A 26019-nucleotide genomic window follows, 5' to 3' on the forward strand; every position below is an offset into this window, starting at 1 on the left:
TCAATGCCGGTTTCCCAACATCCGCAAGGACATCGTCGCCTACGCTTCTCTTTCTTCCGATGCAATTGTCAAATAGCAAGGGAAACTCAAAGCCTCCCAACCTTCAGCGAACACCCCGCTACCCCCGCCAAGCGGCCGGTTAAGCCAGAGCTCCTTGTCCGTGAAGCGACACGTCAGCGCCGCCGCTCAATCCGCGGCAACGCCGTCCGTCGATGGCCGCTGTATAGGGGACCCCCGCCCGCACTGTCAACACTGAAAACATCACTTTTTTGCAGAACCGTCATGCAAGCTTCGCACCCCCGTAAAGCTTGACTCGAATCGTGTTTCTAAGCTCGCGCGAGCGCGGTTATTTCCCGCCGGAACGGCAGGGCGTCGCCGATGTCGGGTTCGTCCAGTTCACGGGCATAGCGGTGCCCCGCATAGGTCGCCCAGGCGATCGGGCTCGGCGCCTCGGCATCGCCGATCACCTTGATGCTGGAGATGCCGCTATCGGCCCATGCGTCCCGCCTTGCCTTAAGGCCCTGCCACAGCTCGTCCCGCTGCAGGCGCGCGGTGACCAGCACGACGCCATCGGCCTCCAGCCTCGCCTCGGTCCCGGTATAGGTACAGGCCGTGACCACGCTGCCGGCGTCGATGCGCGCCACCGCCCGGTTGAGCACGATCTCGACCCCATGCCCGACGAGCCTGCGATGGATGGCGCCCTGCTCCAGCGTGTTGCGCGTCCAGTCGGAGACATAGGCGGAAGGGGTCACCAGCGTCACCCTGGCGCCCTGCCGTGCCAGCAATTCGGCGAGCACGCCGCCCATGTAGTAGTGATCGTCGTCGAACAGCATGATCCGGCCGGTAGGCAGTGTCCCATCCATCAGATCGTCGGGGGTGAACACCGGCATGGCCGGATCGATCGGCATCGGCACGACATGGGCTCGCGCCACGCCGTCCCGGCGCCAGGTCGAGCCAGTGGCGAGCGCGACATGTTCGAAGCCAAAGCCGAGAACGTCGTCGGCCGAGAGCTGGCTGTCGAAATAGATCTCGACATTCGGCATCTGGCTGAGCTGGTATTGGCGATAGTCGCGCACGCGGCCCCAGGCCGACAGGCCGGGCAATCTGCTTTCACGCGCCACGCGGCCACCGAGTTCGGTGCCGGCCTCGGCCAGAATCACCTTGTAGCCGCGCATTCCCAAGGCCCGCGCCGCCTCCAGCCCGGCCGGCCCCGCACCGATGACCAGCACGCTCTCGCTGGCGCCCCTGGCCTGCATGCGCTCGGGATGCCAGCCCTTGCGCCATTCCTCCATGAAGGTGGGGTTCTGCGTGCAGCGCGAGATCGACATCGTCATGTCGCCCGTGACGCAGATGTTGCAGCCGATGCATTCGCGAATGTCCTCGATCCGGCCCTCCTCGATCTTCCTCGGCAGGAAGGGATCGGCGATGGAGGGGCGGGCACAGCCGATGAAATCGAGCGTGCCGGAGCGGATCATCCTGGCCATCACATCCGGCGAGGTGAAGCGGCCGACGCCGACGACGGGCTTGGACGTCAACGTCTTGATGCCGGCGACCAGGTTTTCCTGCGCGGCCTCCTCCTTGAAGCGCGAGGGGCCGGAGCAATCCTCCCAGGCGCCATGGGCAAGGTCCCACAGATCGGGCAGATCGGCATGCATCTCGATCATGTCGCGTACCTCGGCATTGGCGAAACCGAGTTCGCCGACGACCTCGTCGAGCGAAATGCGCAGCGTCAGCCCGCAGGTGTCGCCGATGGCCTCGCGCCCCTCCTCGATCAGTTCGCGCATCAGGCGGGTGCGATTCTCCAGGGAGCCGCCATATTCGTCGGTGCGCTGGTTGGTGGCGGTAGACAGGAAATGCTGGATGATGCCGAATCCATGCGCACCATAGAGGCAGACGAGATCGAAGCCCGCCTGCCTCGCCCGCTTGAAAGCATTGCGGTGCCAGCGCCTGAGGTCGCGGATATCCTGCCGGTCCATGGCACGGGCCTGCACGGGATCGTTGGTGAAGGTGCGAATCGGCAGGGCCGAAGGCCCGCGCGGAACTTCCTTGGTGTAGAGGTTGGGGCCGTTGATGCCGGAATAGGCGAGCTGTATGCCGGCAAGGGCGCCATGTTCGTGCATGGCATTGGCCATCCTGGCCAAAGCGGGAATGTCGGCATCGTCCCACAGGCGCAACTCGATGAAGGGCGTGATTTCCGAGGTGTGATGCATCTCGGTCTGCTCGGTGAAGACGACGCCCCAGCCTCCTTCCGACTTGATCCGCCGCATCTCGGCGGCAGCGGACGGATCGCGATAGCCGCCGCCATTGCAATGGGGAACCTGGTAGAAGCGGTTCTTGGCCGTCACCGGGCCGATCTTCATCGGCTCGAACAGAATATCGTAGCGTGGATCGCGCATGAAACTCCCCGGGTTCGACGATCGCACCGCCGGGCAGATGCGAGGCGTCCCGATGCCTCCCGAAGCGTAGCGCGATCTGAACGAACTGCTTCAAATCGCGATGACGCCTCGAACCAGAGCGTTGGAGCAAGCAGGCGCTCGATCATGAACAAGCTTGCCCTGGAGCATCACCACCAATTTCGGGGAGCCCGCAGCAACGGCAAATTAGAGTTTTCCGATGCAATGGATCAGCTGGGCTGAGGCAGGTACGCAGCCCAGCCTGAACGTTACCGCGCGCGCTGCTGAAGCGCCTGACGCAGCATCACTGCTGCGGCCCCGAGCGTCTCCACAGGATGGGCCTTGCAATATTCGCTGATCCAGCGGCGAATCGAGGTGCCGTCCTCGTCGATCAGCCAATCCTCCGCCCGCTCGGCGAGATTTGCCCCGCTGAGGAAGCCGGCGACCCAGGCTGCATAGGCCGTGCCCTGGGTCGAGTTGGCGCTTGCCGTCCACCTGTCGCAGGTCACATCCATATAGCCGACGGCCGAGCGCCTTACTTCCTGAGCCAGCGCCGCGCCGGAATGGACCATGGTAGACAGGACGATCGCTCCGATGACACCCCGCATGCCGTCAGCCCGGTCGATTCGTGTTGGCGGACATGGTGCAATCCTTTTCCAGCCGGGCCTGGAGGAAGGCGGTCAAATGCTGGTGCCCGTCCGCCTGATCTGCCACCACGAACCGAGACTTTCGCAAAACGGCAAGTTTCATTCGCAGTTGTCGGCGAACAGCCCTCGGGCTGTCAACCATCCCGAACGAACTGCTCCGTTCTTGATTCCGCCGCAGCTGCAAGGAGATCTCTTGCCCACGCACCCAATTGAATGTCTGCCCGCCAAACCAAGATCGCGCCTTGACGGAAAGGCTTCCCTTCTCGGCGGGATTGCCATTCCCCTGCTCACCTTGTGCACCAGGCACCCATCCATCCTTCATCCACCACCATACCCGCTTCAATTCACGAAGCGGCCCTGTTCCTTCTGCAACTGATGCGACGGCCCCTCGATCATGGTCGGACCAACGCTTATCGACGACGGTATCTATGCGCTAAAGGGCCTTTTCGGCTTTCCGATGACCAAGCAAGTCTTGGCCCTGTACTGATTTGCGCCGATGATCATCGGGAAATGCTCCGCAGGTTCCCGCTACTCTGCCGCCAATGATGTGAAGCCGGATTTGGGCGAAAACATGGGTCCGGCAGGCAGGAAAACTCGCCGAGGCCGTATTTGGCGAGCTGCTCGGGGCGGGGCCGACGGGCCGAAATCAATTTGCAGGACGTCATTTGCCGTTCAGGAATGCCCGGCCCCTTTGGGTGATTTCGTCGCGAGAAATCAGATCCCGGGGGCGGACCGGATGGCGAGCCGGCCCAAAAAGGCCGGTCGCTCTCGTGGGGACGGAAACGGCCCATCCCGTTCGCAGGCTTTCTCAGTAATAGGCCGTGCAAACCCGGTTGCCGTAGGAATCATAGCCGACCTGGGCGCATTGGCGCGGACCGCCGCCATAGCCATCATAACCCGGCTCAGGTTCGCGGCTCGGGGTGGTGGCCGCACCGACGGCGGCGCCGCCGGCCGCACCGATGGCGCCACCGATGAGAGCACCGCGCCCCTTGTTCTTCGAGACACCGGCGCCAATGGCCGCGCCGGCCACGCCGCCGAGCACGCCGCCACCGACCGCCCGGTCCCCGGGATTGTCCGACGCACACCCCGCTACCGACATAGCGACGGTGCCCGCCAAAACTGTGATCAGAATTTTTTTCATCTATCGGTCTCCATTTGCCAGATTACCGCTAAGTAATGATTCGGTCGCAATCGTGGCGAACGTATTTCATCGGTCTATTTTAACCATGTCGGACGATTGCCACCGGATCCTTTCAATCTGATTTGAACCAATTCGATCGCTGCGAAATGGATCAACTATCCATGACCCCTGATCGACTGTTAAGGCCGTCATCCATTTGATAGAAAGACGTTATCCGAGCTGCTCTCCCAGCCCAGGGAGTACCAAGGTCGCCGCGAGATCGCGCGTGAACTGACGCGCCACTTCGGTCGGTTCGGGCTGCACACGCAAAGCGATATAAAATTGCGACCGCCACACCAGGCCGGGCCCGTCAAGCGCGCGCATTTCGCCACGTTCGACCCATTTGCGTGCGAAATGAACGGGCAGGAAACCAAGGAAACAGCCGCTGCGGATCAGCACGGCCTGCGCCTCCATATTCGAGACCGAGGCCGTGATCAGCGGATCCTGCAATGCGGCGAGTTCGGCGCGATGCAGATAGGGGCGAACCGTCATGGGATGGCGGGCAATCACCGCCGGCGTGATCTGCGCGGCATCGCCGGCAAAGAGCGGATGGGCCTGCCCGCAATAGAGGGCATGTTCCTCCACATAGACAGGCGCGTAGTTGATATTGGCCTGGCGGTTCGGAAACGGGCCGATGGCGACATGGATATCCCCGGTCTGCAATCCCTTGCCCAGCGCTTCGGGCGTGCCGACCTCCAGGCTGAGGCGAACCTGCTGCTCGCGTTCGAAAAAACGCCGCACCGCCCGATGCACCGGCAAATCGGGATTGTCCGCCTCGCTGTCGACGATGCCCACCCGCAAATGACCGGTGAGAATCCTACGCAGGACGCCGAGATTGGCCTCGCAGGTCTCGAGCGAGCCCAGCATGCGCTTGGCTTCGTGATAGACCGCCTCGCCCTTAGGGGTCAGCGAGAAGCCCCCGCGTCCGCGCTGGCAAAGCGTGAAACCGAGAGCAAGCTCGAGATCCTTGAGATGAGTCGAGATCACGGACTGGCCCGCGCCGAGAACGGCCTGTGCCCCGCCAAAGCCGCCATGCTCCACCACCGCGCAGAAGGTGCGCAGGTTCCGCACCATGTAGTCGCTGATCCGCATGGCGGTCCCCGGGACAGACAGGTTTCGACGGCTTCCCGTTACATCAAAATTCCCGATGTAAGAATTGAAAAGTTCCGAATTATGAATGCATTCATTTGCGGCATCCTCCCCGACCAATCGCCCGGCTGCCCTATGCCCATAGAAGGCAACATCACCATTCCGGCCGGACGACGCCTTGATGATCCAGCTTCATCCAAGAGGGGACATTTCCATGAGCCATCCACATCCTGCGACCACGCCATCCCAACTTCGCACCGGTAGCGATGCCGCCGCCACGAGCCCCGTCTTGCGCCGCGCTGCCTTTGCGAGCTTCATCGGCACTTTCGTCGAATGGTTCGACTATGCGGTCTATGGCTTCCTTGCCACGGTGATCGCCGTGGTGTTCTTTCCGGCCACCGACACCCGCAGCGCCCTGATGGCGACCTATGGCGTCTTCGCCCTATCCTTCATCGTCCGGCCGATCGGCGGGGTGATCTGGGGCCATTTCGGCGACAGGTTCGGCCGCAAATCGACCCTGACCCTGTCGATCTTCATCATGTCGTCCGCCACCTTCGTCATCGCCTTCCTGCCGTCCTACCAGACGGCCGGGCTGGCCGCGCCGGTGCTGCTCCTGCTGACACGCCTCGTGCAGGGCTTTGCCGCTTCCGGTGAATATGCCGGCGCCGCTTCCTTCCTGTCCGAGCACGCCCCCGACCGCAAGCGCGGCATCTATACCTGCCTGGTGCCGGCCGGCGAGGCCGCGGGCCTGCTGGCCGCCTCGCTGTTCGTGGCCCTGCTGCATGCGCTGCTCACCACCGAACAGCTGCAGGCATGGGGCTGGCGCCTGCCTTTCCTGTTCGCGCTGCCCTTCGGCTATGTCGGCGTCTTCATCCGCCGCCGGCTCGAGGAGACGCGCCACTTCAAGTCCCTGGAGGCGGCCCATCACGTGCCGCCGGCACCGGTGCTCGAGCTCCTCGGCAAACACCGCCGCCAAGTGCTGATCGCCTTCGGCGGCACGCTGCTCAACGCCGTCGGCTTCTATCTCGTGCTCAGCTACATGCCGACCTATCTGGCCACCGAGCTCGGCATCAGCGAAACCGCCGCATTCCTCGGCTCGACCATCACGCTGACGGTCTATCTCGCCTCGATCTTCGTGATGGGGGCGCTGTCGGATCGGCTTGGCCGCAAGGCGGTGCTGATCACCTGCTCGCTGCTGTTCGCGATCCTCACCGTGCCGCTGTTCATCGTGCTCTCGTCGGTCAGCTTCACGGGCCTGGGTTCCGGCGGCTTCCTGGCGATCCTGGGGATCTGGGCCTTGTTCGGCGCCCTCCTCGCCATGAATGGCGGCACGCTACCGACGCTGCTGTGCGAATTGTTTCCCACGCGGGTGCGCTATTCGGGCTTCGCCCTCAGCTTCAACGCAGCGAACGCTTTGTTCGGCGGCACCGCGCCGCTGATCGCCACTTGGCTGATCGGGGCCACCGGCAGCAAGCTCGCCCCGGCCTGGTTCCTGGTGGCCGCCGCCTTGGTGACCCTCGCCGCCATCGCCATGACCACGGCCGGCCGCGCAGGCTCCGCCCTCGAGAACGACTAGAGCAAAGTGCGTTCGAGTGTGAACGCCCATTTGCTTTAGCTCCTTGTTCCGACGCGTCTTTGCGATGCGAGGTGACCCCGTCAAATCGCAAAACGCCATAGGGGCAAGACGGGGCACCCACTCCACGTCCTGAAAACTGCAAGGATTTATCGATGAGCGAACACTCCTACGAAGCCGGGCGATTGAACCTGCCCTTCGTCGGCATCTCCACCTTCGCCAAGCGCCCCTATGTCGGCGACTGGAGCCGGATCGACGCCGATGTCGCCATTCTCGGCGCCCCCTTCGATTTCGGTACCCAGTTCCGCGCCGGTGCTCGCTTCGGCCCGCGCGCGGTGCGCGAAGCCTCCACGCTGTTCAGCTTCGGCCATGCCGGCGCCTATGACCATGAGGACGACCGTACCTATCTGCCGGCCTCGGTGAGGATGATCGACATCGGCGATGCCGACATCGTGCACACCGATACGCAAAAGAGCCATGCCAATATCAAGGCCGGCGTTTCAGCCATTCTCGACGCCGGGGCGCTGCCGGTGGTGATCGGCGGCGACCACTCGGTCAACATTCCCTGCATCGACGCCTTTGCCGGACGCGGCGACATCCACATCCTGCAGATCGACGCCCATCTCGACTTCGTCGACGAGCGCCACGGCGTGCGCTACGGCCACGGCAATCCGATGCGCCGCGCCGCGGAGAAATCCTATGTCAGCGGGCTCACCCAGGTCGGCATCCGCAACGTCTCCTCCACCGCCAAGGAGGGCTATGACGATGCCCGCCGCATGGGCTCGGATATCCTCTCGGTGCGCCAGATGCGGGCACTCGGCGCCAAGGGCGTGATCGACCGCATTCCGGCCGGCGCGCGCGTCTATGTCACCCTCGACATCGACGGCTTCTGCCCGTCGATCGCCCCGGGAACCGGCACGCCCTCGCATGGCGGCTTTCTCTATTACGAGGTGCTGGAAATGCTGCAGGCGCTGGCCCGGCGCAACGAGGTCGTCGGCATCGACCTGGTCGAGGTGGCGCCCGATTACGACCAGACCGGGGGCACCGCGATCCTGGCGGCGCAGGTGCTGCTGAATTTCCTCGGTTTCGTGTTCGACGCCCGCTCGGCAAGGGCTGCGGCCTGACCGTTCCCGCAACGGGGGAAATCTCCTCGCCGGCCCAGCACTGCAATTGTGTTGCATGAAGGGGCTACGGGATATGCGGAGTGTCAGCCTCCTGGCTGACATCCTGCTTGCTTGCAAGCGCTTCGTTTTCAAGATGTCGGCCTGGAGGCTGACACTCCCAATCTCGTTCCGGCCCCCCTCCTTGGAAGCGCCTCGACAAGAGGATGGAAGAGCAGGCAATCGCGAGGAAATTCGGTCCCGAGGCAGGCCGGTTACAGCACGAAGCTCACCGGCCCCCCGCTCTGGGGATGGGGCATCACGCCCATCTCGATGCCATAGATCGCCTTGAGGCAGGCCGGGGTCATGATCTCGGCGGGGGTGCCGCGGGCGATCAGGCGGCCGCCATGCAGGGCGACCAGCTCGTCGCAATAGCGGGCGGCCATGTTGACGTCGTGCAGCACCACGATGACGCCGATGCCGCGTTCGCGCGACAGGCGCTGGACCAGGGCCAGCACGTCGACCTGATGGGCGATGTCCAACGCCGAGATCGGCTCGTCGAGCAGGAGGCAGCGCGTATCCTGCGCCATCAGCATGGAGAGCCAGACACGCTGGCGTTCGCCACCCGACAGCGTATCGACCAGGCGCTCGGCGAAGGGGCCGACATCGGCCAGTGCCATGGCCTCGGCAACCTTTTCGGAATCGGTCTTGCTGAACCGGCCGAACGGGCCATGCCAGGGATAGCGCCCGAGGGCGACGAGCTCCTTGGAAAGCAGGCTGGTCGCCGGCGGGATATGCTGGGGCAGATAGGCGACCTGACGGGCAAAGGCCCGTTCGCCCCAGTCCCCGAGCAGGGTGCCGCCGAATCGCACGGAACCGGAGGTCGGCGCCTGCTGGCGCGCCAGGATCTTGACCAGAGTCGACTTGCCCGAGCCGTTATGGCCGACCAGCCCGATCACCCGCCCTGGCGCCAGCGACAACGTCAGGGGCTGCAGCAGCACGCGCCCGGGAATGGCAAAGCTGACTTCCTCGAGCGCGAAGAGATCCGCGTCGGCAAGAGCCGGTATCGGAATGGATGCGTTCTCGTGCGAAGCGGTCATATGCATCGGCGTTATCACTTGAAGATGATGGGTACGGTTATGGCTTTTGCGCCACCCGGTGGCGGCGGCAGTGAACCAAGGCGTCGGGCAGCATTGATACCACTGGCATCGAGACTTGGATTGCCACTCGAACCGACGAGGCGGGGAGATGAAACTTGTCCGCTTGCGCTCACTGAAAAGGCCACGCGGACCGTGCCCTTCCCGCTCACGGACATCGAACTAGCCGCCCGCTGGACTCGAGCGCCCACGGCTCGCCTCCAAGCCGCAAGCTCGTCGCCCGTTGCCGTGCCTGACAGGCGCGGCGCTGTGGGCTGAACCGCTTGCTGGCGAGGGGCGACGACGGTGGGCCGGGGCTGCACCACGGGACGCTGCCGCTCCGGCTCCTTGCGGGGCGCGGGCTTCTTCTTCGGCTTGGGCTGTGGCTTGGGCGCGGCCGGCAGGATCACCTCGGCCTTGTCCTTCGTCGGCAAGTCAGGCACCACCTCCGGGGGAGGCTCGGGTGGGGTGTCAGGCTGCACCGGTTCTGGCTCGGGCGGCGTCTGCTCCGGCACCTGCTGGGGCTCCACCGGCGTGGGCTCGACCTCCTGCGTCTGCGGCTGGACGGGCTCGGGTTCGACCGGCTGCACGGTGTCGGCCGGCGTGTCCTGCGCCTGATCCGGCACGATCTCCTTTACGGCCTCCTGGGGCGGTGCTTCGGGCAAGGTGGTGGGCGGGGCCAGATCGAACTCGATGGCCGGTTCGGGATTGCCGGCGGGCGGCGGGCCGATCGGGTGCCAGTCGCGGGCAACCCAGATGCCGGCACCATGCACGAGCAGCATCACGGCCGCCGCCGAGGCCCACAAGCCGACACTGGACAGGCTCGATGGCCTGCCGGCCAGCCTGGACGAAGGCACCTGCTCACTCATTGCGGGGGCGCGGCGCCCGTGTCGGAGGCCTGCCCGGTATCCTCGATGCCGACCAGGGCGATCTTGAGATAGCCCGCATTGCGCAGGAGGTTCATCACGGCCATGATGTCGCGATAGGCCACGCCGCCATCGGCGCGCAGGAAGACGCGCTGTTCGCGGTCCGTCCCGGTAAGTTGGTCGATGGCCGGCTGGATCTGTTCACGCGGCACACTGTTTTCGCCGAGCGCCAGGGTCAGGTCCTTCTTCACCGTCAGGAAGACGGGCTTGTCCGGGCGCGGCTGCACCTTGGCGTTGGAGACGGGCAGGTCGACGGCGACGTCGACGGTGGAGAGCGGCGCCGCCACCATGAAGATGATCAGCAGCACCAGGATGACGTCGATGAACGGCGTGACGTTGATGTCGGAGACTTCCGACAGATCGCCGTCCTGCGGATCCTTGAGGGAGACGCCCATGCCGTCAGCCCGCCGTCTGCGTGCGCGCGGGCGCCAGCGTGCGGAGCGGAGTGGCCGCGCCATCCCGCTCCAGACGCTCGAGATCGCGTGAGACATGCTGCAGCACCTCGCCCGAAGCATCCGACAGCAGCGCACGGTAGCCGGCAATGGCACGGGCGAAGACGTTGTAGATGATCACGGCCGGAATGGCGGCGACGAGGCCGATCGCGGTGGCCAGCAAGGCCTCGGCGATGCCGGGGGCCACCACCGCCAGATTGGTGGTGTGCGACTGCGAGATGCCGATGAAGGAGTTCATGATGCCCCAGACCGTGCCGAACAGGCCGACGAAGGGGGCCGTGGCACCGATGGTGGCGAGCAGGCCGGTGCCGCGCGTCATCGAGCGGCCGGCACGCGCCTCGATGCGCGCAAGTGCGATCGCCAGGCGCTCCTTGATGCCCTCGGCCGGCAAATCGTCCGAGCGCTGCAATTCGCGGTTGGCCGCCGTCACGAGATCGGCAACGGCTCCCTTGCCGGACTGGCGCGACCGGATGGTCTGGGAGGCGGCTTCCAGGCTCTCGGCGGTTTCGAGCAGGCGAGCCGCCGTCTGCGCCCGGCGCTTGGCGAGCAGCAACTCGATGCCCTTGGCCAGCCAGATCGTCCAGGTCACCAGCGAGGCGAAGGCAAGGCCGATCATCACGCCCTTCACCACCACGTCGGCCTGCATGAACATGCCCCAGGGCGACAGGTCATGCGGCAGGATGCTGGCTGCGGCGGCGGCTGGATCGCCGGCCGGCGGGCTCGCCGATGCCGGCTGTGTGTCCTGGGCGAAGGCCCGAACCGGTGCCATCAAGGCGAGCGAAACCAGGACCATCAGCGGCCCGTTGCGGCGAAAATCTACCATGTGTAGCTGGCCTTCAAAGTTGCGACGCGGCCCGCGCCGTAGTTGCAGCTATAGATGCCGGAGCAGCCCGCGACGTAACGCTTGTCGAAGACGTTGTTCACGTTCAGGGCAAAGTCCCATGCCTTGTATTTGTAGTGCATGCCGAGATCGACGAGGGTGACGGCCGGCACCTTGTAGATGTTCTGGTTGTCGGCATAGGACGAGCCGATATAGCGAATGCCACCCTGCAAGCCGAGATTCTGCAGCACCCCCTCCTGGAAGGTGTAGTCGGCCCACAGCGAGGCGGTGGTTTCCGGCACCACGTTCGGCCGTTTTCCGACCACGGTTGCATCCGTGTCCTTCTCGATGCGGATCTGCGAGGCGCTAAAGGCAGCCGTCATCTTGAGGGCATCGGTGACGTTGGCCTGCACCTCGAATTCGAAGCCGCGCGATCGCACCTCGCCGAGCTGGTTGCTGAAGAAGGGATGCGCTGTATCCGGCGTCACCACATTCTGCTTGGTGAGGTCGTAATAGGCCGCCGTGATCAGACCGTCGAAGAAGGTCGGTCGATATTTCACGCCGGCTTCATATTGCACGCCGGTCTCCGCCTTGAAGGGTTGGCCTGCGAAGTTGGATCCGATCACCGGGTTGAAGCCGCGCGCAATCGAGACATAGGGGGTGATGCCGTTGGAGAAGCTATAGGAAAGGCCGGCGCGGCCGCTGAAGGCGCCTTCGACTCCGTTGAAATTGGCGTTGCCGACGGAAGCCGTGCTGTCCGTCCAGACCCGGTCATAGCGCCCGTTCAGGGTCAGCAGCCAATTGTCGGCGAAGCTGATCTGGTCCTGCAGATAGGCGCCGAGCTGGTGCATGGTATATTTCTGGCGCAGATAGGGCGTGACGACCCCGCCCTGCGGCGCGCCATAGACCGGATCGGTGGGACTGATGGGCGTGGCGTTGAACAACCCCTGCATCTGGTTGATGGCATAGTATTTGTAGTCGAGGCCAAACAGCAGGTCATGCGCCAGCGGCCCGGTATCGAACCGGCCTTCGAGCTGATTGTCCGCCGAGAAGGTGTTGACCGTGGTGTGGTGCGCAAAGCCGGTGCGGTAAAGCTCATTGCCAGGCGTCAGCGGAAGTGGGTTTCCCCCGCCATAGTCGGCATCGGGATTGTAATAGCCATACGGGTAGGCATAGCGTTCGCGCGTATCGAGATAGGCGTAGCGCACGTTCTGGCGAAAGGTCCAGGCATCGTTGAAATCGTGCTTGAACTGATAGCCGATCATCGCCTGCGAGCGGCGATACAGGTCATCCGACGGCTCGGCGGAATAGAAATCGCGAGGAATGCGGCCAAAGCGCGTCGGCTTCACCGTGCCGTAATAGGGCAGGAACCCGCCGGTATGGTCGAGATCCATATTGGTGTAGTTGGCCAGCAGCGTGAGGCTGGTGGCATCATTGGGCTTGTAGGTCAGGGCTGGCGCGATGAAGCCCTGGAAGCCTCTGGCCTTGTCGGTTTCATATCCCCCGCCCGCGATCCGCCCGGTCAGGCGATAGGTCCACACACCGGCTTCGTCGAGCTTGCCGCCGAAGTCGAAGCCCGTGGTGGCCTGGCCCCAGCTGTTGATACCTGCCTCGATCCGGCGCAGCGGCTCATCGCTCGGCCGCTTGGAGACGAGGTTGAGGATGCCGCCGAGATTGCCGCCGCCATAGAGCATCGAGGAGGGACCGCGCAGCACCTCCACGCGCTCGAGGGCGTAGGGATCGACGTAGAAGCTGCCGAAGGCATATTGGTAGAGCGGCAGGCCGTCGAGGAAGATGCCGGTCTGGCTGGCATCGAAGCCGCGGATGAACACCCAGTTGGTGCGCGGGTCGTAACCATAGGGCGCACCGGTCACGCCGGGCGTGTAGTAGAAGACCTCGTCGAGCTTCTGGGGCTGGCGCGCCTCCAGCTGGTCACGGCCGATCACGGTCACCGATTGCGGAACCTTCTCGATCGGCGTGTCGGTCTTGGAGCCCGCCGTGGTCTTCTTCGCGACATAGCCCGTCACCGGGCTCGTGCCGGTCCCGCCGCTGACGACAACCGGGTCAAGCGCAATCGTTCCACCATTGCCTCCCTCCTGTGCCCGCGCGGCCGTCGCCGCAGCCAGCACCAACAGGCCCGATGCCGTCCCTATGGACAGCTTGACGCAAACTCCAACCCGCCAGTCCATCACCTCTGCCATCCCAGTGAGAGAAACAATATCGCGCAGCGTCAGCAGCCCGCAGCGACATTTGGCAGACGTTTAGACCAACAAGCTTTACCATGTAAACAAACTTATAATAGAATTACTCACACACAAACATCATTATACTTATTTTTGTTTGCACAATTTATAGGAATTCAAAACTGCGCAAGAGCAATAATATTCTCTGTTGCATAACGTATATTTCGGGTGCCATAAGCCGCCCCTGTCAGAAACTGAGAGCCTTTCGGTGAAGTGGGCGCCCTCGGCCGGTCACGGCCGGCGGATGCTCCACTTCCTCAAGCCGAGTTTGAAATCCAGCACATTCTCCTGGATCGAGCCCAGAGCTCGCCCCAGGAGAATGTGTCTGGTGCGCGGAGACGCCGTGAAGCAGCCTACCGCCATCCTTGCGACAGCCCTGCGCCACGGCGCCATTGCCCTGGCCTGCCTGGTACTCGTCCCGGGCATCGCGCGTGCGCAAGCCTCCAGCGTGCCCGAGCGCATCGTCGTGCTCGACTGGACGGCGACGGCCATGGTGCGGTCGCTGGGTATCGATCCCATCGGTGTGGGCGATGCCGATCTCTATCGCATCTGGGTGGGCGAGCCGGCGCTTTCGAAGGGCACACCGGATGTCGGCCTTCGCGATACCCCCAACCTGGAGGCCATAGCGTCCCTCAAGCCCGACCTCATCATCGTCAGCCCGCTCGGCGCCGCCGCACGGCCGGCGCTGCAGCGCATCGCGCCCACCCGGGAGGTAGCGGTCTATTCCGGAACGGGCGATCCCCTTCGCCACGCCGAAACCGAGCTCCACGCGCTGGCCGCGGTCGTGGGGCGCGAGGCCCAGGCGCAAGCCGTCGTGGCGCAGGCCGATGCCGAGTTTGCGGGCTTACGCCAGCGCCTCTCAGGCACGGCCATACCCCGCCTGCTCGTCATCCAGTTTCTCGACAAGCGTTTCGTGCGCATCTACGGCCCCTCCAGCCTGTTCGGCGGGGCCCTGCAACGGCTCGGCCTCACCAATGCCTGGAACGCGCCGACCAATGGCTGGGGTTTTGCCCTGGCGGGCGTGGAGAAGCTCGCCGCCTTCGCCGATGCCGAGATCGTGGTGGTCGATCCGTTGCCCACCGAGGTGACGCTTGCACCCGACACGGACAGCCTGTGGGGCAATCTGCCTGCGGCGAGGCAAGGCCGCGTCAAGCGGCTTGCCGCAACCTGGCCCTTCGGCGATCTCACAGCCGCGGAGCGCTTCGCCCATCTCCTGGTCGATGCCTTCAGCGCGAACCGCGCGGCGGAGGGCGGCAATGCCCGGTTTTGACGCGCACCGCCCCCTGCTTGCCTATGCGGTCCTTGGCCTGCTGGCTTTCGTGCTGACCGCCTGGTGCTGGACGACGCAATTGCCAGCCCTGCAATGGTGGGGCGCCCTGCTCCATCCCCGGCTCGACGACCCGCAGCAGCTCGTCTTTCATTTCTCGGCCCTGCCTCGCGCGCTCACCGCGCTTCTGGCCGGCGCAGGGCTCGGCCTGGCCGGCCTCCTGCTGCAGCAGACCCTACGCAATCCGCTGGCCTCCCCCACCACGCTCGGCCTGGAAGCGGGCTCCCAGCTCGCCTTGACCGTCGTGCTCGTCGCGGCTCCCGGGCTGCTCGTGCTCGGGCGACCCGTGATCGCATTGGCCGGCACGCTGCTGGCGCTGGGTTTCGTGATGGCGTGCGCGGCGCGCAATCGCTTCTCATCCGTCGCGCTGGTGCTGGCCGGCCTGGTGGCGGGGCTGTTCTGCGGCGCCCTCACCATCGCGCTGCGCCTTCTCAACCAGGAATATGTCGCCACCCTCTTCCTGTGGGGTGGCGGCTCGCTGGCGCAGCAGGACTGGTCGGCGCCGGCGGCGCTGGCGCCGTCCATCGGCGCGCTCTACCTCCTTACCGCCCTGCTGGCCCGCCCCTTCGAACTGCTCGCCCTGGATGAGGAAAACGCCCGCGCTTTGGGCGTGCCGCTCGGCCTGGTGCGCAGCGCCGGCCTCCTTCTCGCCGCCCTGCTCACGGCGGTGATCACGGCCCATGTCGGGGTGATCGGCTTCGTCGGGCTGGCGGCACCGCAAATCGCGCGCCTGGCGGGAGCCCGCCGCTTTGCTGCCAGGCTGGTGCTGGCACCCCTGACCGGTGCCCTGCTGGTGCTGGCGGTCGACGCCATCGTCGGATTGCTGGAGGCGGGCGGCATCATCGACCTGCCCACGGGCGCGGCCACGGCCCTGCTGGGTGCGCCGCTGCTGCTCTGGCTGCTGCCGCGGCTGCGCCGCAGCGAGCCGCCCTCCGCGCAGCGCTCCCTGGTTACCAGCGCTCGCGACCGGACCGGGCTCCTGCCCCTGCTTGCCGTCCTGCTCGTGCTTGCGGCGGTCGGCGCCCTGCTGATCGGCCATGGCAGTTCGGGTTGGCAGCTGATACCGCCGGCCGAGTTCGCCCTGGTCGAGCCCTGGCGGGCCCCGCGCGCCGCGATCGCCGCACTGGCCGGCGCCATGCTCGCCACCGCGGGCCTGCTGCTGCAGCGGGTATCGGGCAATCCGCTGGCCGCACCCGAAGTCCTCGGCATCGGTACCGGCGTTGCCTTCGGCATGGCCCTGGCGATGATCCTGGGCCAGACGAGCGGCCTGGCTGCCCACACCGCCGCCGGTGCGGCCGGGGGTTTTCTTGCGCTCTTCCTGGTGCTGATGGTCGGCCGGCGCAGCGGCTTTGCCCCCGACCAGGTCCTCCTCACCGGCCTTGCCCTCTCGGCGCTGCTCGACGTCGTCATCGTCGCCTTCCTCGCGCTGGGTGATCCGCGCGCGCCGCAGGTGCTCGCCTGGATGGCCGGATCGACCTATTACGCCGACTGGTCGAAGGTCCTGACGACGGCGGTCTTTGCAGGCTTGCTGCTGCCTTCCGCCCTCGCGCTGAGGCGATGGCTCGACATCGTGCCGATGGGCTCTGTCACAGCCAGGGCCCTCGGATTGCCGGTCCAGGCCAGCCGGCTGGCGATCCTGGCCATGGCTTCGCTGCTGACGTCCGTCGCGGTCATGGCCACAGGTCCGCTCACCTTCGTCGGCCTTGCCGGCCCCCATATGGCGCGCCTCATCGGCTTGCGCCGGGCGTGGTCGCAGATCCTCGGCTCGGTCCTGATCGGCGCGCTGGTCATGGTCGTCGCCGATGTCCTGGCGCGGACGCTGATCGCCCCCCGCGAACTGCCGACCGGTGTCGTGGCCGCCCTGATCGGATTGCCCTACCTGATCTGGCAGCTCGGGCGCAGGCCGCATTGAGAAGGCAAAGTGCAATGAATGTTGCCATCCAAACGATGGCCCTGCCGCCGGCCAGCGTGTATAAGCACGCCACGCTTGGCTCGGCCCGCTCTTCCGGGGATTTCCCGCCTGGCCTCCCCGACGCCCAATCAATCGAAATTGCTGGCTGACGATGGAATTACTCAAACGCTTTGCCGCCTATTATCGTCCCCATCGCGGCCTGTTCCTGCTGGACTTCTCCTGCGCCATTGCAGCGGGGTTGCTCGAGCTCGGCTTTCCGGTCGCGATCAAAGTCTTCATCGACACATTGCTGCCGACGGGACAATGGCACTTGATCGCCCTGGCCTGTATCGGCCTGTTAGCCGTCTACGTCGTCAATACCGGTCTGATGGCGATCGTGACCTATTGGGGCCACATGCTCGGCATCAACATCGAGACCGAGCTGCGGCGCAAGGCTTTCGATCATCTCCAGAAACTGTCCTTCGGCTTCTTCGACAACAACAAGACCGGACATCTGGTCGCCCGGCTCACCAAGGACCTGGAGGAGATCGGCGAGATCGCCCATCACGGCCCGGAGGATCTGTTCATCGCGGTGATGACCCTGGCCGGCGCCTTCCTCCTGATGTTCTCGCTGCATGTCGAGCTCACCCTGATCACGGCTCTCGTCGTGCCCGTGACGGCCTGGGTGACCCTGCGCTACGGCGGCCGCATGACCAAGAACTGGGGTGCGCTCTACGACAGCGTCGGCAGCTTCAACACCCGTATCGAGGAAAATGTCGGCGGTATCCGCGTGGTGCAGGCTTTCGCCAACGAGGACCATGAGCGGGCCCTGTTTTCGCGCGACAATTCCAATTATCGCCGCACCAAGCTGCAGGCCTATTGGCTGATGGCCGCCTCCAACTCGCTGAGCTATCTGAGCATGCGGCTGACCCAGCTCGCCGTGATGATCGCCGGCAGCTATTTCGTCCTCACGGGCCAGCTCAGCCATGGCGGCTTCGTCGGCTTCCTGCTGATGATCGGCGTGTTCTTCCGTCCCATCGAAAAGATCAACGCCGTGATCGAGACCTATCCCAAGGGCATTGCCGGCTTCCGCCGCTATCTCGACTTCCTCGACACCCGCCCCGACATCACCGACCGCCCCGCTGCCCGGTCTGCCCCGCCTCTCACCGGCGCCATCCGTTACGAGAAGGTCGGCTTCGGCTATACGCCCGGCCGGCAGATCCTGACCCAGCTCGATCTGTCGATCGCAGCCGGCGAGACGGTGGCCTTCGTCGGCCCGTCGGGCGCCGGCAAAACCACGATCTGCTCGCTCCTGCCCCGCTTCTATGACGTCACGCAGGGCGCCATCACCATCGACGGCATCGACATCCGCGACCTCAGCCTGCGCTCGCTGCGCAGCCAGATCGGCATCGTGCAGCAGGACGTCTTCCTGTTCGGCGGCACCATCCGCGAGAACATTGCCTATGGCCGCCTCGAAGCAAGCGAGGACGAGATCCTCGAGGCGGCCCGCCGCGCCCGGCTCGACGGGGTGATCGCCTCACTGCCGAACGGGCTCGACACCCTTATCGGTGAACGCGGCGTCAAACTGTCGGGCGGCCAGAAACAGCGCCTGGCGATTGCCCGCATGTTCCTGAAAAACCCGCCGATCCTGATCCTCGACGAGGCAACCTCGGCGCTCGACACCGAAACGGAGCTCGCGATCCAGCAGGCCCTTGCCGAACTCTCCAGGGGGCGCACCACGCTGGTGATCGCCCACCGCCTGGCAACGATCAAGAATGCCGACCGCATTCTCGTCGTCGACGGCGGCGGCATCGTCGAACAGGGTCGCCATAGCGACCTCCTCGACAAATCCGGTATCTATGGACGGCTGCACCGGGCGCAATTTGCTTGAAGTATGTGTGGCGTGGCCGGCGTTTGCGCCCGGCCCGCCCAAGAAGCCGCCGCCTCATCATTCTCGGATCTTGAAGAATCTCGAACCATCGTCGAGCCCAGCCTGGGCGAGTTGGAGGCATTCCTGGGAGTAGGTCATCCAGGGCTTACCCAGGCCCGCACGTTGCTGGCGACCCGGCTCTGGGGACAGCACAAGCAATCCGCTGTTCGAGCCCGTCCGCTACGGCGCCGAGGAAGGACGCAGGCGCCGAATTTGCTGCCGGCGCCATCGCACGGAAGACCTTGCGCGATGCAAGACCTGCCCGCTTTAACGAAGGCTGCTCAGGCAGCTGCCCGCGCCGCCGCAACGAAGGCCGCGACCTTGGCCGGATCCTTGCGAAAACCGCCCGAGGCCAGCGGGCTGTTGGTATGGGTGAGCGAATCCACCGCCCAGGGACGCACGGCGCGAATGGCCTCGCCGACATTGTCCGGGCCGAGGCCGCCGGCCAGGATGACGGGCAGCTTACTGCGCGCGACGATTTCGCGGCTGAGCGACCAGTCATGCGTCACGCCGGCCGCGCCGATACCGCCGATATGGGCCGCGACCGAATCGAGGATGAAGATGTCCGACACCGGCTCGAACGCCGCGGCATGGTCGAGCGCCTCCGGCCCCGTCATCGGAATCGCCTGCAGGATCTTCAAGTCAGGATGGCGCGGGAGAAGCGCGCCCCGCAACGCCTTCACCACCTCCGGCGTGACCTTGGCGATATCGCCGCACAGATGCAGCACGTCGGGCCTGACGGCATCGACCATGGCGGCGATCACCGCAGGATCGGCCTCCACCGACAGGGCGACACGCGTGGCCTTGCCCGCCAGGGCGGAGACGATCTCGCGCGCCGCCTCGTTGCTGATCTCGCCGGGAAGGCCGCGATCGGAAGGCGTCACGCCCAGGCAATCGACGCCGAGCGCGGCCAGTTCGAGCGCCTCGGCGGCGGTCTGCATCGTATAGATCTGTACTTTCATGATAGGCCTTGTTCAGATGGATTTGGGGAGGATGGCATTGACCATGCGCTCCTCGTTGAGCTGGGCCGTGTCGGGCGCACGCGCGACCAGGGCGGCATAGAGGGCATCGACCAGCGTCAGCTGCGCGATCTGGGCGGCCATCGGCTCGCTGCGCAGTTCATGGGAGACGCTGACCAGGACGACGTCGGCAAGGCGCGCCAAGGGCGAGCGCCGGTTGCCGGTGATGCACAGGGTCGAAGCGCCCTGCGTCCTGGCTTCCTGCAGGAGGAGCACCGGGTCGTTGGTGATGCCGGAATAGGAAATGGCCACGGCGAGGTCACCTGGCCCGAGCAGCGAGGCATGCATGAGCTGGAGCTGCGAATCGACCGGCGCATCGCAACGCAGGCCCAGGCGAAAGCAGCGCTGATAAAGGGCTTGGGCCACGATGCCCGAGCCGCCGATACCGCCGATCAGGATGTGGCGGGCGCCGGCGACGAGGTCGAGGGCACGGGCGAAATCGCCCCGATCGAGCATCGACAAGGTGTCGCTGATCGCCTGGATGTTGGCATTGAACACCCGTTTGGCCCAGCCGTGATCGCCACCGGCGCCGGCCATGCCGTCGTCGGGCCTGGCAGCCGAGCGTTCGCCGGTATCGCGGACCAGAGCGAGCTTGAGATCGGTGAAGCCGGCAAAGCCCGCAGTGCGGCACATGCGCAGGACCGTGGTATCGCTGACCTCGACGGTCTGGGCAATGGCCGACATGGATTGGCGGATCGCCAGATCGACATGGTCGAGGACCCACAGCGCCACGCGCCGCTCCGAGTCGGAAAGTGCCGGCAATGCACTGCGCAGCCGGCTCGCCGCCTGCCCCCCCGCCGCATTCTTGGCCTGATCGATCATGCCCGCCTCGAATCTTGCACTCGCCGTCCAGCTTCTAGCACGACCTTGTTTGTGGTGCCACTGTAGACATTACAACTTCAATGTGGCACCACTGCATCAATCAAACCGAGCATTCGAAACCGGTGGGGAAGGATTGAAGACATGCGTTTGCGCGCACTCGCACTCGGGGTTGCCGCCTCCCTGGCCGCGTCCTTGGCGATGAACCTGTCGGCACTCGCCGGCGAGCTGACCTTCTGGCACGCCTATTCGGGGCAGAAGGACAAGGTCGACTTCATCACCTATGCTCTGGACGAATTCGCCAAGGCCCATCCCGACATCAAGCTCAACGTGGTGGCGGCCGAACAGTCGGCCTACAAGACCAAGCTCAACACCGCCATGGCCTCGGGCAACCCGCCGGACGTGTTCTACACCCTGCCCGGTGGCTTCCTCGGCGCCTTCGTGGCCGGCCACCAGATGTACACCCTCGACGCGGATCTCGCCAGGGATGGCTGGGGCGATAGCTTCCTGCCGACGGCCCTGGCCCAGACCAGCATGGCCGGGCACAGCTATGCCGTGCCGATCGACATCGATGCCGCCGTGTTCTGGTACAACAAGGCCCTGTTCGCCGAGAAGGGCTGGACGGTTCCCGCCAGCTATGACGAATTCCTGGCCCTGTGCGAGAAGATCAAGGCTGACGGCCTGGTGCCGATGGCGCTGGGCAACAAGGATTCCTGGCCGGCCACCTTCTGGTTCCAATATCTCGAAATGCGCCTGAAGGGCTCGGGCCTGGTTTCCGACATCGTGGCCGGCAAGGCCGATGCCGCCCTCGGCCCGGAGGCCGCCGAGGCCTTCACCCGCATCGCCAGCCTGTCCTCCAAGGGCTATTTCCCCGTCGGCTTCAACGGCATGAGCGACCAGGAAGCCAATATGCTCTTCCTCAACGGCCAGGCCGCGATGATGCTCAACGGCACCTGGCAGATCGGCGCCTCCGCCGACGCGCCTGAGGGCTTCGAGCTCGGCTTCTTCCCCTTCCCGAGCGTGGCCGGCGGCAAGGGCAATCCCGGCGACGTGCTGGGCGGCGTCGCGGCCGCCTTCGGCATCGCCGAAAAGACCGCCAACAAGAAGGACGCGGTGACGTTGCTGCGCTTCCTCACCTCTCCGGCGGTGATGACCAAATATGTCGAGTTGCGCAAGACTATGGTCACCGTCAAGGGCGCCACCACTGAGGCGGCCGCGGGGCCGGTGCTCTATGCCATCAGCAACGATCTGATGAGCAAGGCCGGCAAGCTCGATCCCTTCTACGACACCGCCATGCCGCCCAAGGGAACCGACGCCTACTACACCTCGCTCCAGGGCGTGCTCGACGGCTCTGTCGCCCCGGCTGATGCCGCCAAACGCGTGGAAGACGCCCTGAAGGCGAAATAGGCCCCGCCCCGAGGCGCAGTCCATAGCAGCGCCTTCCGGAAAGGAAAGAAGTGTTCCATGGCATCTCGGCAAGCAGGAAAGGACCCGTCGGCAAGTCGCGATGCACGCTACGCATTCGCCTTCCTGCTGCCGACGCTGATCCTGGTCGGGCTCTTCGTCGCCTATCCCCTGCTGCATTCGGGCGTGCTGTCCTTCTACCAGTGGAACGGCTCGGCCGCCCCGGTCTTCGTCGGCCTCGATAATTTCGTTCGCCTGGCCGGCGACGGCTTCTTTTGGGCCGCGCTGGCCCGGAACCTTGCCGTGGCCGTCTCGGCCATCGTCCTGCAGGTGCTGCTCGCCCTTCTCATCGCCTATTGTCTGGTGCGCATCGTCGGCGAAGTCGGGCGCTTCTTCCTGTTTCTCTATCTCGTCCCGGTGATCGTCAGCGAAGTGTGCATCGGCCTGCTCTGGCGCTTCATCTACAATCCCTATTTCGGCCTGCTCAATGCCGGGCTGAAGGCGCTCGGCCTCGGCAGCCTGGCCTCGGGCTGGCTCGGCCAGTCCTCCACCGCCTTCGCGTCCGTGGTGGCGGTGATGAGCTTCACCTATCTCGGCCTCTATGTGCTGCTGTTCGTCGCGGCCATCCGCAACGTGCCCGAAAGCGTGTTCGAAGCGGCGGAGCTCGACGGGGCCGGCCACTGGCGCTCCTTCGTCTCGGTCACCGTGCCCATGGTGTGGGATACGCTGCGCGCCAATGTCCTGCTCTGCGTCATCGGCTCGCTGAAGACCTTCTCCCTGGTCTTCGTGCTTACCAATGGCGGGCCCAACCATGCCAGCGAGGTCGTCTCCACCTATCTCTACAAGGTCGGCTTCAACGCCTTCGAGATGGGCTATGCCGCCACCATCGGCTTTGCGCAGATGCTGCTGACCGCGATCGGCGCCTTCATCGTCTTCCGCGCGCTGCGCAGCAGCGCCGCCGGCAGGGAGGCGTGAGCATGCCGGCCCTTTCCCGCTGGAGCCCGATGCGCCTCGGCGTCCTCGCCTTCCTGTCGCTCCATGTGGCGATCGTGGTGTCTCCCTTCGCCTGGATGGCCTACAGCACGCTCAAGACCAACAAGGAGTTCATGCGCTCGGTGTGGTCGCTGCCGGCGGCCCCGAGCCTGGACGCCTTCGCGCAGGCCTGGAGCAACGGCGCGCTCGGTACTTACTCCCTGAACTCGCTGATCGTGATGGTCGGTTCGACCCTCCTGGCCGTCGCCGCCGCCACGGCCGGCGGCTATGGGCTCGCCATCTACCGCCCGCGCTGGCTGGCCGGCGTCGAGGCCGGGCTGATGGTCGCCATGGCGATCCCGGCCTATGTCGCGCTGGTGCCGCTGGTGGTGGTGCTGCGCGGCATGGGCCTGCTCGACACCCATCTCGGCGTGATCCTGCCGACGGCGGCCTTCAACGTGCCGGTGACGCTGTTCATCATGCGCGCCTTCTTCGTCACGCTGCCGCGTGAACTGATGGACGCGGCACGCATCGACGGCTGCAGCGAATTCGGCATTTTCTGGCGCATCGCGGTGCCGCTCGCCCGGCCGGCCATGTTCACCGCCGCGATCGTCAACATGATCTGGGTGTGGAACGACTTCCTCTTCCCGCTCGTCTTCATCAACACGCCGGCCAAGAAGACGCTGCCGGTCGGCCTTGCCGATTTCGTCGGCGAGCACATCACCAACTATCCGGTGATGCTGGCGGCCATCTTCATCGCCGCCCTCGCCCCGCTCGTCCTCTTCGTCCTGTTCGAACGCCAGATCACCGCCGCCCTGACCGGCGGCGCCGTCAAGGAATGACACCTCAAGGAGTGCCCGCATGTCGTCCAAAGAGCTCGATTTCGCCAGCCGCGCCGTGTTCTACGCGCCCGAGCCGGAATCGCAATCGATCAGCTATCCCATCTACATGTCGGCCAACTTCCAATATGCCGGCGACATCTACGACCAGATCGTGGCCGGCGCGCGCAAGGACGTGAACATCTACAGCCGCTGCGGCAATCCCACCGAGTACAAGCTCGAGGAACACATGGCGCAGTTGACCGGCGCGGATGCCTGCCTCGCCACCGCCTCGGGCATGGCCGCGATCTCGCACGCGCTGTTCGGTATCCTCAAGGCCGGCGACCACATCGTCACCGACCTCACCACCTATTCCAGCACCCACGAATTCTTCGACCATCGCATCGGCGATTTCGGCATCACCGTCACCTTCGTGGACACCACCGACCCCGTCCAGGTCGAGCGCGCCTTCACCGAAAAGACCAAGGTGCTCTATTTCGAGGCGCTCGCGAACCCGACCATGAAGGTGCCCCCGATGCGCAAGCTGGTGGAGCTCGCCCATAGCCGCGGCATCGCGGTGATCTGCGACAACACCTTCGCCAGCCCCGCCGTATGCCAGCCGCATGCCTTCGGCGTCGACGTGGTGGTGGAGAGCGCCACCAAGTTCATCGGCGGCCACAACGACGCCGTCGGCGGCATCATCACGCTGAAATCCGAAATCCTGCCCAAGGATTGGCTGGAGGACGTGCGCTGGAATACGCTCAACAAGCTCGGCGCACCGCTCTCGCCCTTCAATGCCTGGCTGCTGCTGCGCGGGGCGCAGACCCTGGCTCTCCGGCTCGAAAAGCAATGCGCCAATGCGGCTGCCCTCGCCCGCTATCTGGAGAGACACGACAAGGTCAAGCGTGTGTTCTATCCGGGCCTGGCCTCCCATCCCAACCACACCTCGGCCCAGGAACAGCTGCGCAATTTCGGGGCGATGCTGTCCTTCCAGGTGGAAAGCGAGGAGCATGGCGTGCGCCTGCTCAAGCGGCTGAAGCTGTGCTCCTTCGCCGCCAGCCTCGGGGGCCTGCGCACCACCACGCAGATGCCGGGCACCATGGCCTTCCTCGACATTCCCTCCCAGGAGCGCCAGGCCATGGGCATCGTCGACGGCCTGGTGCGCTTCTCGGTCGGCATCGAGCACGCCGACGACATCATCGCCGACGTCGCCCAGGCGATCGACCAGATGCATTTCGAGGTCTAGGCCGATACCATCGCCCGATGACGGAAGCAGAGGAGGCACCGTGCCGGCAGTCGCAGTCCTCGGCGATATCAATGTCGACCTGACGCTCCAGGTTCCGGCCTATCCGCCGGAAGGCGGGGAAGGCATCGCCGAGCGCCAGAATCATGGCCTCGGCGGTTCCGGCGCCAATACCGCCCGGATCCTGGCGGGTCTCGGCCTGCCGGTGCATTTCATCGGCAAGACAGGCAAGGACAATTGGGGAGACTGGTGCCTGGCCGCGATGCAACGCGAAGGCGTCGAAACGCGCTGGATTCGGCGCGACGAGGCCGAGCCGACCCAGCTCAATGTCGTGATCGTCAGCCCCGAGGGCGAGCGCACTATGTTCGCCTATCGCGGCGCCAATGCCCGCCTCGCCGCGGAGGAGGTCGATCCGGCCGCCCTGGCCGGCACGGCCCTCCTGCATCTGTCCGGCTATGCCCTGCTGCCGGCACCGCAGCGCGAGGCCGCGCTCCGCGCGCTCGAACTCGCCGGGGCAGCAGGAATTGCCGTCAGCCTGGACATCCCGGCCGGCATCACCGGCACGATCAAGGAGACGGTCCTCCCTCTTTTGCCGGCAATCGACATCCTGTTCCTGGGCGAGGCCGATGCCCGTCTCCTTGCCGGCATCGGCAGCGATGCGGTTTTCGACCAGGCGGCCGAACGCCTCGTTGAGGCTGGCACCAAACAGGTCGTCGTCAAGCGTGGCGCCCTGGGATCCCTCGTCCATAGCCGACAGCCTCAGGTCGTCTCGCCTGCGGCCCAAGTCGAAGCCATCGATACGACCGGCGCGGGTGATGCTTTCGCCGCCGGCTATATTTTCGGCATCGTCAACGGCCTGGCGCCCGCCGGCGCCAGCGCCCTTGCCAATGCGGCGGGTGCCATCGCGGCCACGACCATCGGTTCGGGTGCCGGTGCCGTCGAGCGTCAAAATCTGGTGGCGATGATCGGAAACATGGATATCGAGCCCGCGCTGGCTACAGGGATCATGGCCCTCCTGGAGGCCGGGCAGGATTGAC

The 26019-nt window shown here is 65.2% G+C and carries 21 protein-coding genes; 10 read left to right on the forward strand and 11 right to left on the reverse strand.

The window, feature by feature from the left end; all coding sequences use genetic code 11:
* Window positions 1–326: 326 nt before the first annotated feature.
* The 4 genes from U1R88_RS21500 to U1R88_RS21515 form a co-directional block, all read right to left on the reverse strand.
* The gene (locus U1R88_RS21500) at window positions 327–2396 is read right to left on the reverse strand and encodes an oxidoreductase (protein ID WP_322433089.1); all 2070 of its coding nucleotides are present in this window, start codon (window positions 2394–2396) and stop codon (window positions 327–329) included.
* Between the two features lie 266 nt (window positions 2397–2662).
* Entirely contained in the window at window positions 2663–3001 is a 339-nt protein-coding gene (locus tag U1R88_RS21505) for an HdeA/HdeB family chaperone (RefSeq protein WP_322433090.1), read from the reverse strand.
* Window positions 3002–3848: 847 nt separating this feature from the next.
* On the reverse strand, window positions 3849–4181 hold the full coding sequence (locus U1R88_RS21510) for a YMGG-like glycine zipper-containing protein (protein WP_322433091.1): 333 nt from the start codon (window positions 4179–4181) through the stop codon (window positions 3849–3851).
* Window positions 4182–4391: 210 nt separating this feature from the next.
* A complete protein-coding gene (locus U1R88_RS21515; protein WP_322433092.1) occupies window positions 4392–5312 on the reverse strand; it encodes a LysR family transcriptional regulator in 921 nt (306 codons plus the stop codon).
* 211 nt (window positions 5313–5523) lie between these two features.
* Here U1R88_RS21515 and U1R88_RS21520 point away from each other — a divergent pair, with 211 nt between their 5' ends.
* Window positions 5524–6885, forward strand: a complete 1362-nt coding sequence (locus tag U1R88_RS21520) for an MFS transporter (RefSeq protein WP_322433093.1) — start codon at window positions 5524–5526, stop codon at window positions 6883–6885.
* A gap of 152 nt (window positions 6886–7037) precedes the next feature.
* Window positions 7038–8006, forward strand: coding sequence for an agmatinase (gene speB / locus U1R88_RS21525; protein ID WP_322433094.1), 969 nt, complete (start codon window positions 7038–7040; stop codon window positions 8004–8006).
* 251 nt (window positions 8007–8257) lie between these two features.
* Here speB and U1R88_RS21530 read toward each other — a convergent pair whose 3' ends face one another.
* Genes U1R88_RS21530 through U1R88_RS21550 form a run of 5 tightly spaced genes read right to left on the reverse strand, consistent with a single transcriptional unit; the run spans window position 8258 to window position 13505 of the window.
* Window positions 8258–9082 (reverse strand): ATP-binding cassette domain-containing protein, encoded by an 825-nt coding sequence (locus tag U1R88_RS21530; protein ID WP_322433288.1) that lies wholly within the window; start codon window positions 9080–9082, stop codon window positions 8258–8260.
* Between the two features lie 14 nt (window positions 9083–9096).
* Window positions 9097–9975, reverse strand: a complete 879-nt coding sequence (locus U1R88_RS21535; RefSeq protein ID WP_322433095.1) for an energy transducer TonB family protein — start codon at window positions 9973–9975, stop codon at window positions 9097–9099.
* Window positions 9976–9983: 8 nt separating this feature from the next.
* Window positions 9984–10439: a TonB system transport protein ExbD gene (gene exbD / locus U1R88_RS21540; protein ID WP_322433096.1), complete on the reverse strand. Its 456-nt coding sequence runs from the start codon at window positions 10437–10439 to the stop codon at window positions 9984–9986.
* A gap of 4 nt (window positions 10440–10443) precedes the next feature.
* Window positions 10444–11319, reverse strand: a complete 876-nt coding sequence (gene exbB / locus U1R88_RS21545) for a tonB-system energizer ExbB (RefSeq protein WP_425545466.1) — start codon at window positions 11317–11319, stop codon at window positions 10444–10446.
* The gene (locus U1R88_RS21550; RefSeq protein WP_322433097.1) at window positions 11313–13505 is read right to left on the reverse strand and encodes a TonB-dependent siderophore receptor; all 2193 of its coding nucleotides are present in this window, start codon (window positions 13503–13505) and stop codon (window positions 11313–11315) included. Before U1R88_RS21550 ends, exbB begins: the two co-directional genes overlap by 7 nt.
* A gap of 397 nt (window positions 13506–13902) precedes the next feature.
* On the opposite strand from U1R88_RS21550, the gene U1R88_RS21555 reads away from it, so the two are divergent.
* The 3 genes from U1R88_RS21555 (at window position 13903) to U1R88_RS21565 (ending at window position 18668) form a co-directional block, all read left to right on the forward strand.
* Window positions 13903–14829 (forward strand): ABC transporter substrate-binding protein, encoded by a 927-nt coding sequence (locus U1R88_RS21555; RefSeq protein WP_322433098.1) that lies wholly within the window; start codon window positions 13903–13905, stop codon window positions 14827–14829.
* Window positions 14816–16798, forward strand: a complete 1983-nt coding sequence (fhuB, locus tag U1R88_RS21560) for a Fe(3+)-hydroxamate ABC transporter permease FhuB (protein ID WP_322433099.1) — start codon at window positions 14816–14818, stop codon at window positions 16796–16798. The genes U1R88_RS21555 and fhuB overlap by 14 nt, the downstream gene beginning before the upstream one ends.
* Window positions 16799–16949: 151 nt before the next feature.
* Complete coding sequence (locus U1R88_RS21565) at window positions 16950–18668, forward strand: ABC transporter ATP-binding protein (RefSeq protein ID WP_322433100.1); 1719 nt, start codon at window positions 16950–16952, stop codon at window positions 18666–18668.
* 320 nt (window positions 18669–18988) lie between these two features.
* On the opposite strand, the gene U1R88_RS21570 is transcribed toward U1R88_RS21565, so the two are convergent.
* Entirely contained in the window at window positions 18989–19669 is a 681-nt protein-coding gene (locus U1R88_RS21570) for a phosphoribosylanthranilate isomerase (RefSeq protein ID WP_322433101.1), read from the reverse strand.
* A 12-nt stretch (window positions 19670–19681) separates the two neighbouring features.
* Window positions 19682–20548: a MurR/RpiR family transcriptional regulator gene (locus U1R88_RS21575; RefSeq protein WP_322433102.1), complete on the reverse strand. Its 867-nt coding sequence runs from the start codon at window positions 20546–20548 to the stop codon at window positions 19682–19684.
* A 141-nt stretch (window positions 20549–20689) separates the two neighbouring features.
* On the opposite strand from U1R88_RS21575, the gene U1R88_RS21580 reads away from it, so the two are divergent.
* From U1R88_RS21580 to U1R88_RS21600, 5 genes are read left to right on the forward strand one after another with little or no spacing between them, the layout of a single operon-like run.
* Window positions 20690–21952 (forward strand): ABC transporter substrate-binding protein, encoded by a 1263-nt coding sequence (locus U1R88_RS21580; protein ID WP_322433103.1) that lies wholly within the window; start codon window positions 20690–20692, stop codon window positions 21950–21952.
* Between the two features lie 57 nt (window positions 21953–22009).
* Window positions 22010–22924, forward strand: a complete 915-nt coding sequence (locus U1R88_RS21585) for a carbohydrate ABC transporter permease (protein WP_322433104.1) — start codon at window positions 22010–22012, stop codon at window positions 22922–22924.
* Window positions 22925–22926: 2 nt separating this feature from the next.
* Window positions 22927–23763 carry a carbohydrate ABC transporter permease gene (locus U1R88_RS21590; protein ID WP_322433105.1) on the forward strand — a complete coding sequence of 279 codons (837 nt, stop codon included), beginning with the start codon at window positions 22927–22929 and terminating at the stop codon, window positions 23761–23763.
* A 19-nt stretch (window positions 23764–23782) separates the two neighbouring features.
* A complete protein-coding gene (locus U1R88_RS21595; RefSeq protein WP_322433106.1) occupies window positions 23783–24985 on the forward strand; it encodes a trans-sulfuration enzyme family protein in 1203 nt (400 codons plus the stop codon).
* A 40-nt stretch (window positions 24986–25025) separates the two neighbouring features.
* Window positions 25026–26018: a carbohydrate kinase family protein gene (locus U1R88_RS21600; protein WP_322433107.1), complete on the forward strand. Its 993-nt coding sequence runs from the start codon at window positions 25026–25028 to the stop codon at window positions 26016–26018.
* The last annotated feature ends 1 nt before the right edge of the window (window position 26019 follow it).

Source organism: Labrys sedimenti, assembly GCF_034424805.1.
GTDB classification, from domain to species: domain Bacteria; phylum Pseudomonadota; class Alphaproteobacteria; order Rhizobiales; family Labraceae; genus Labrys; species Labrys sedimenti.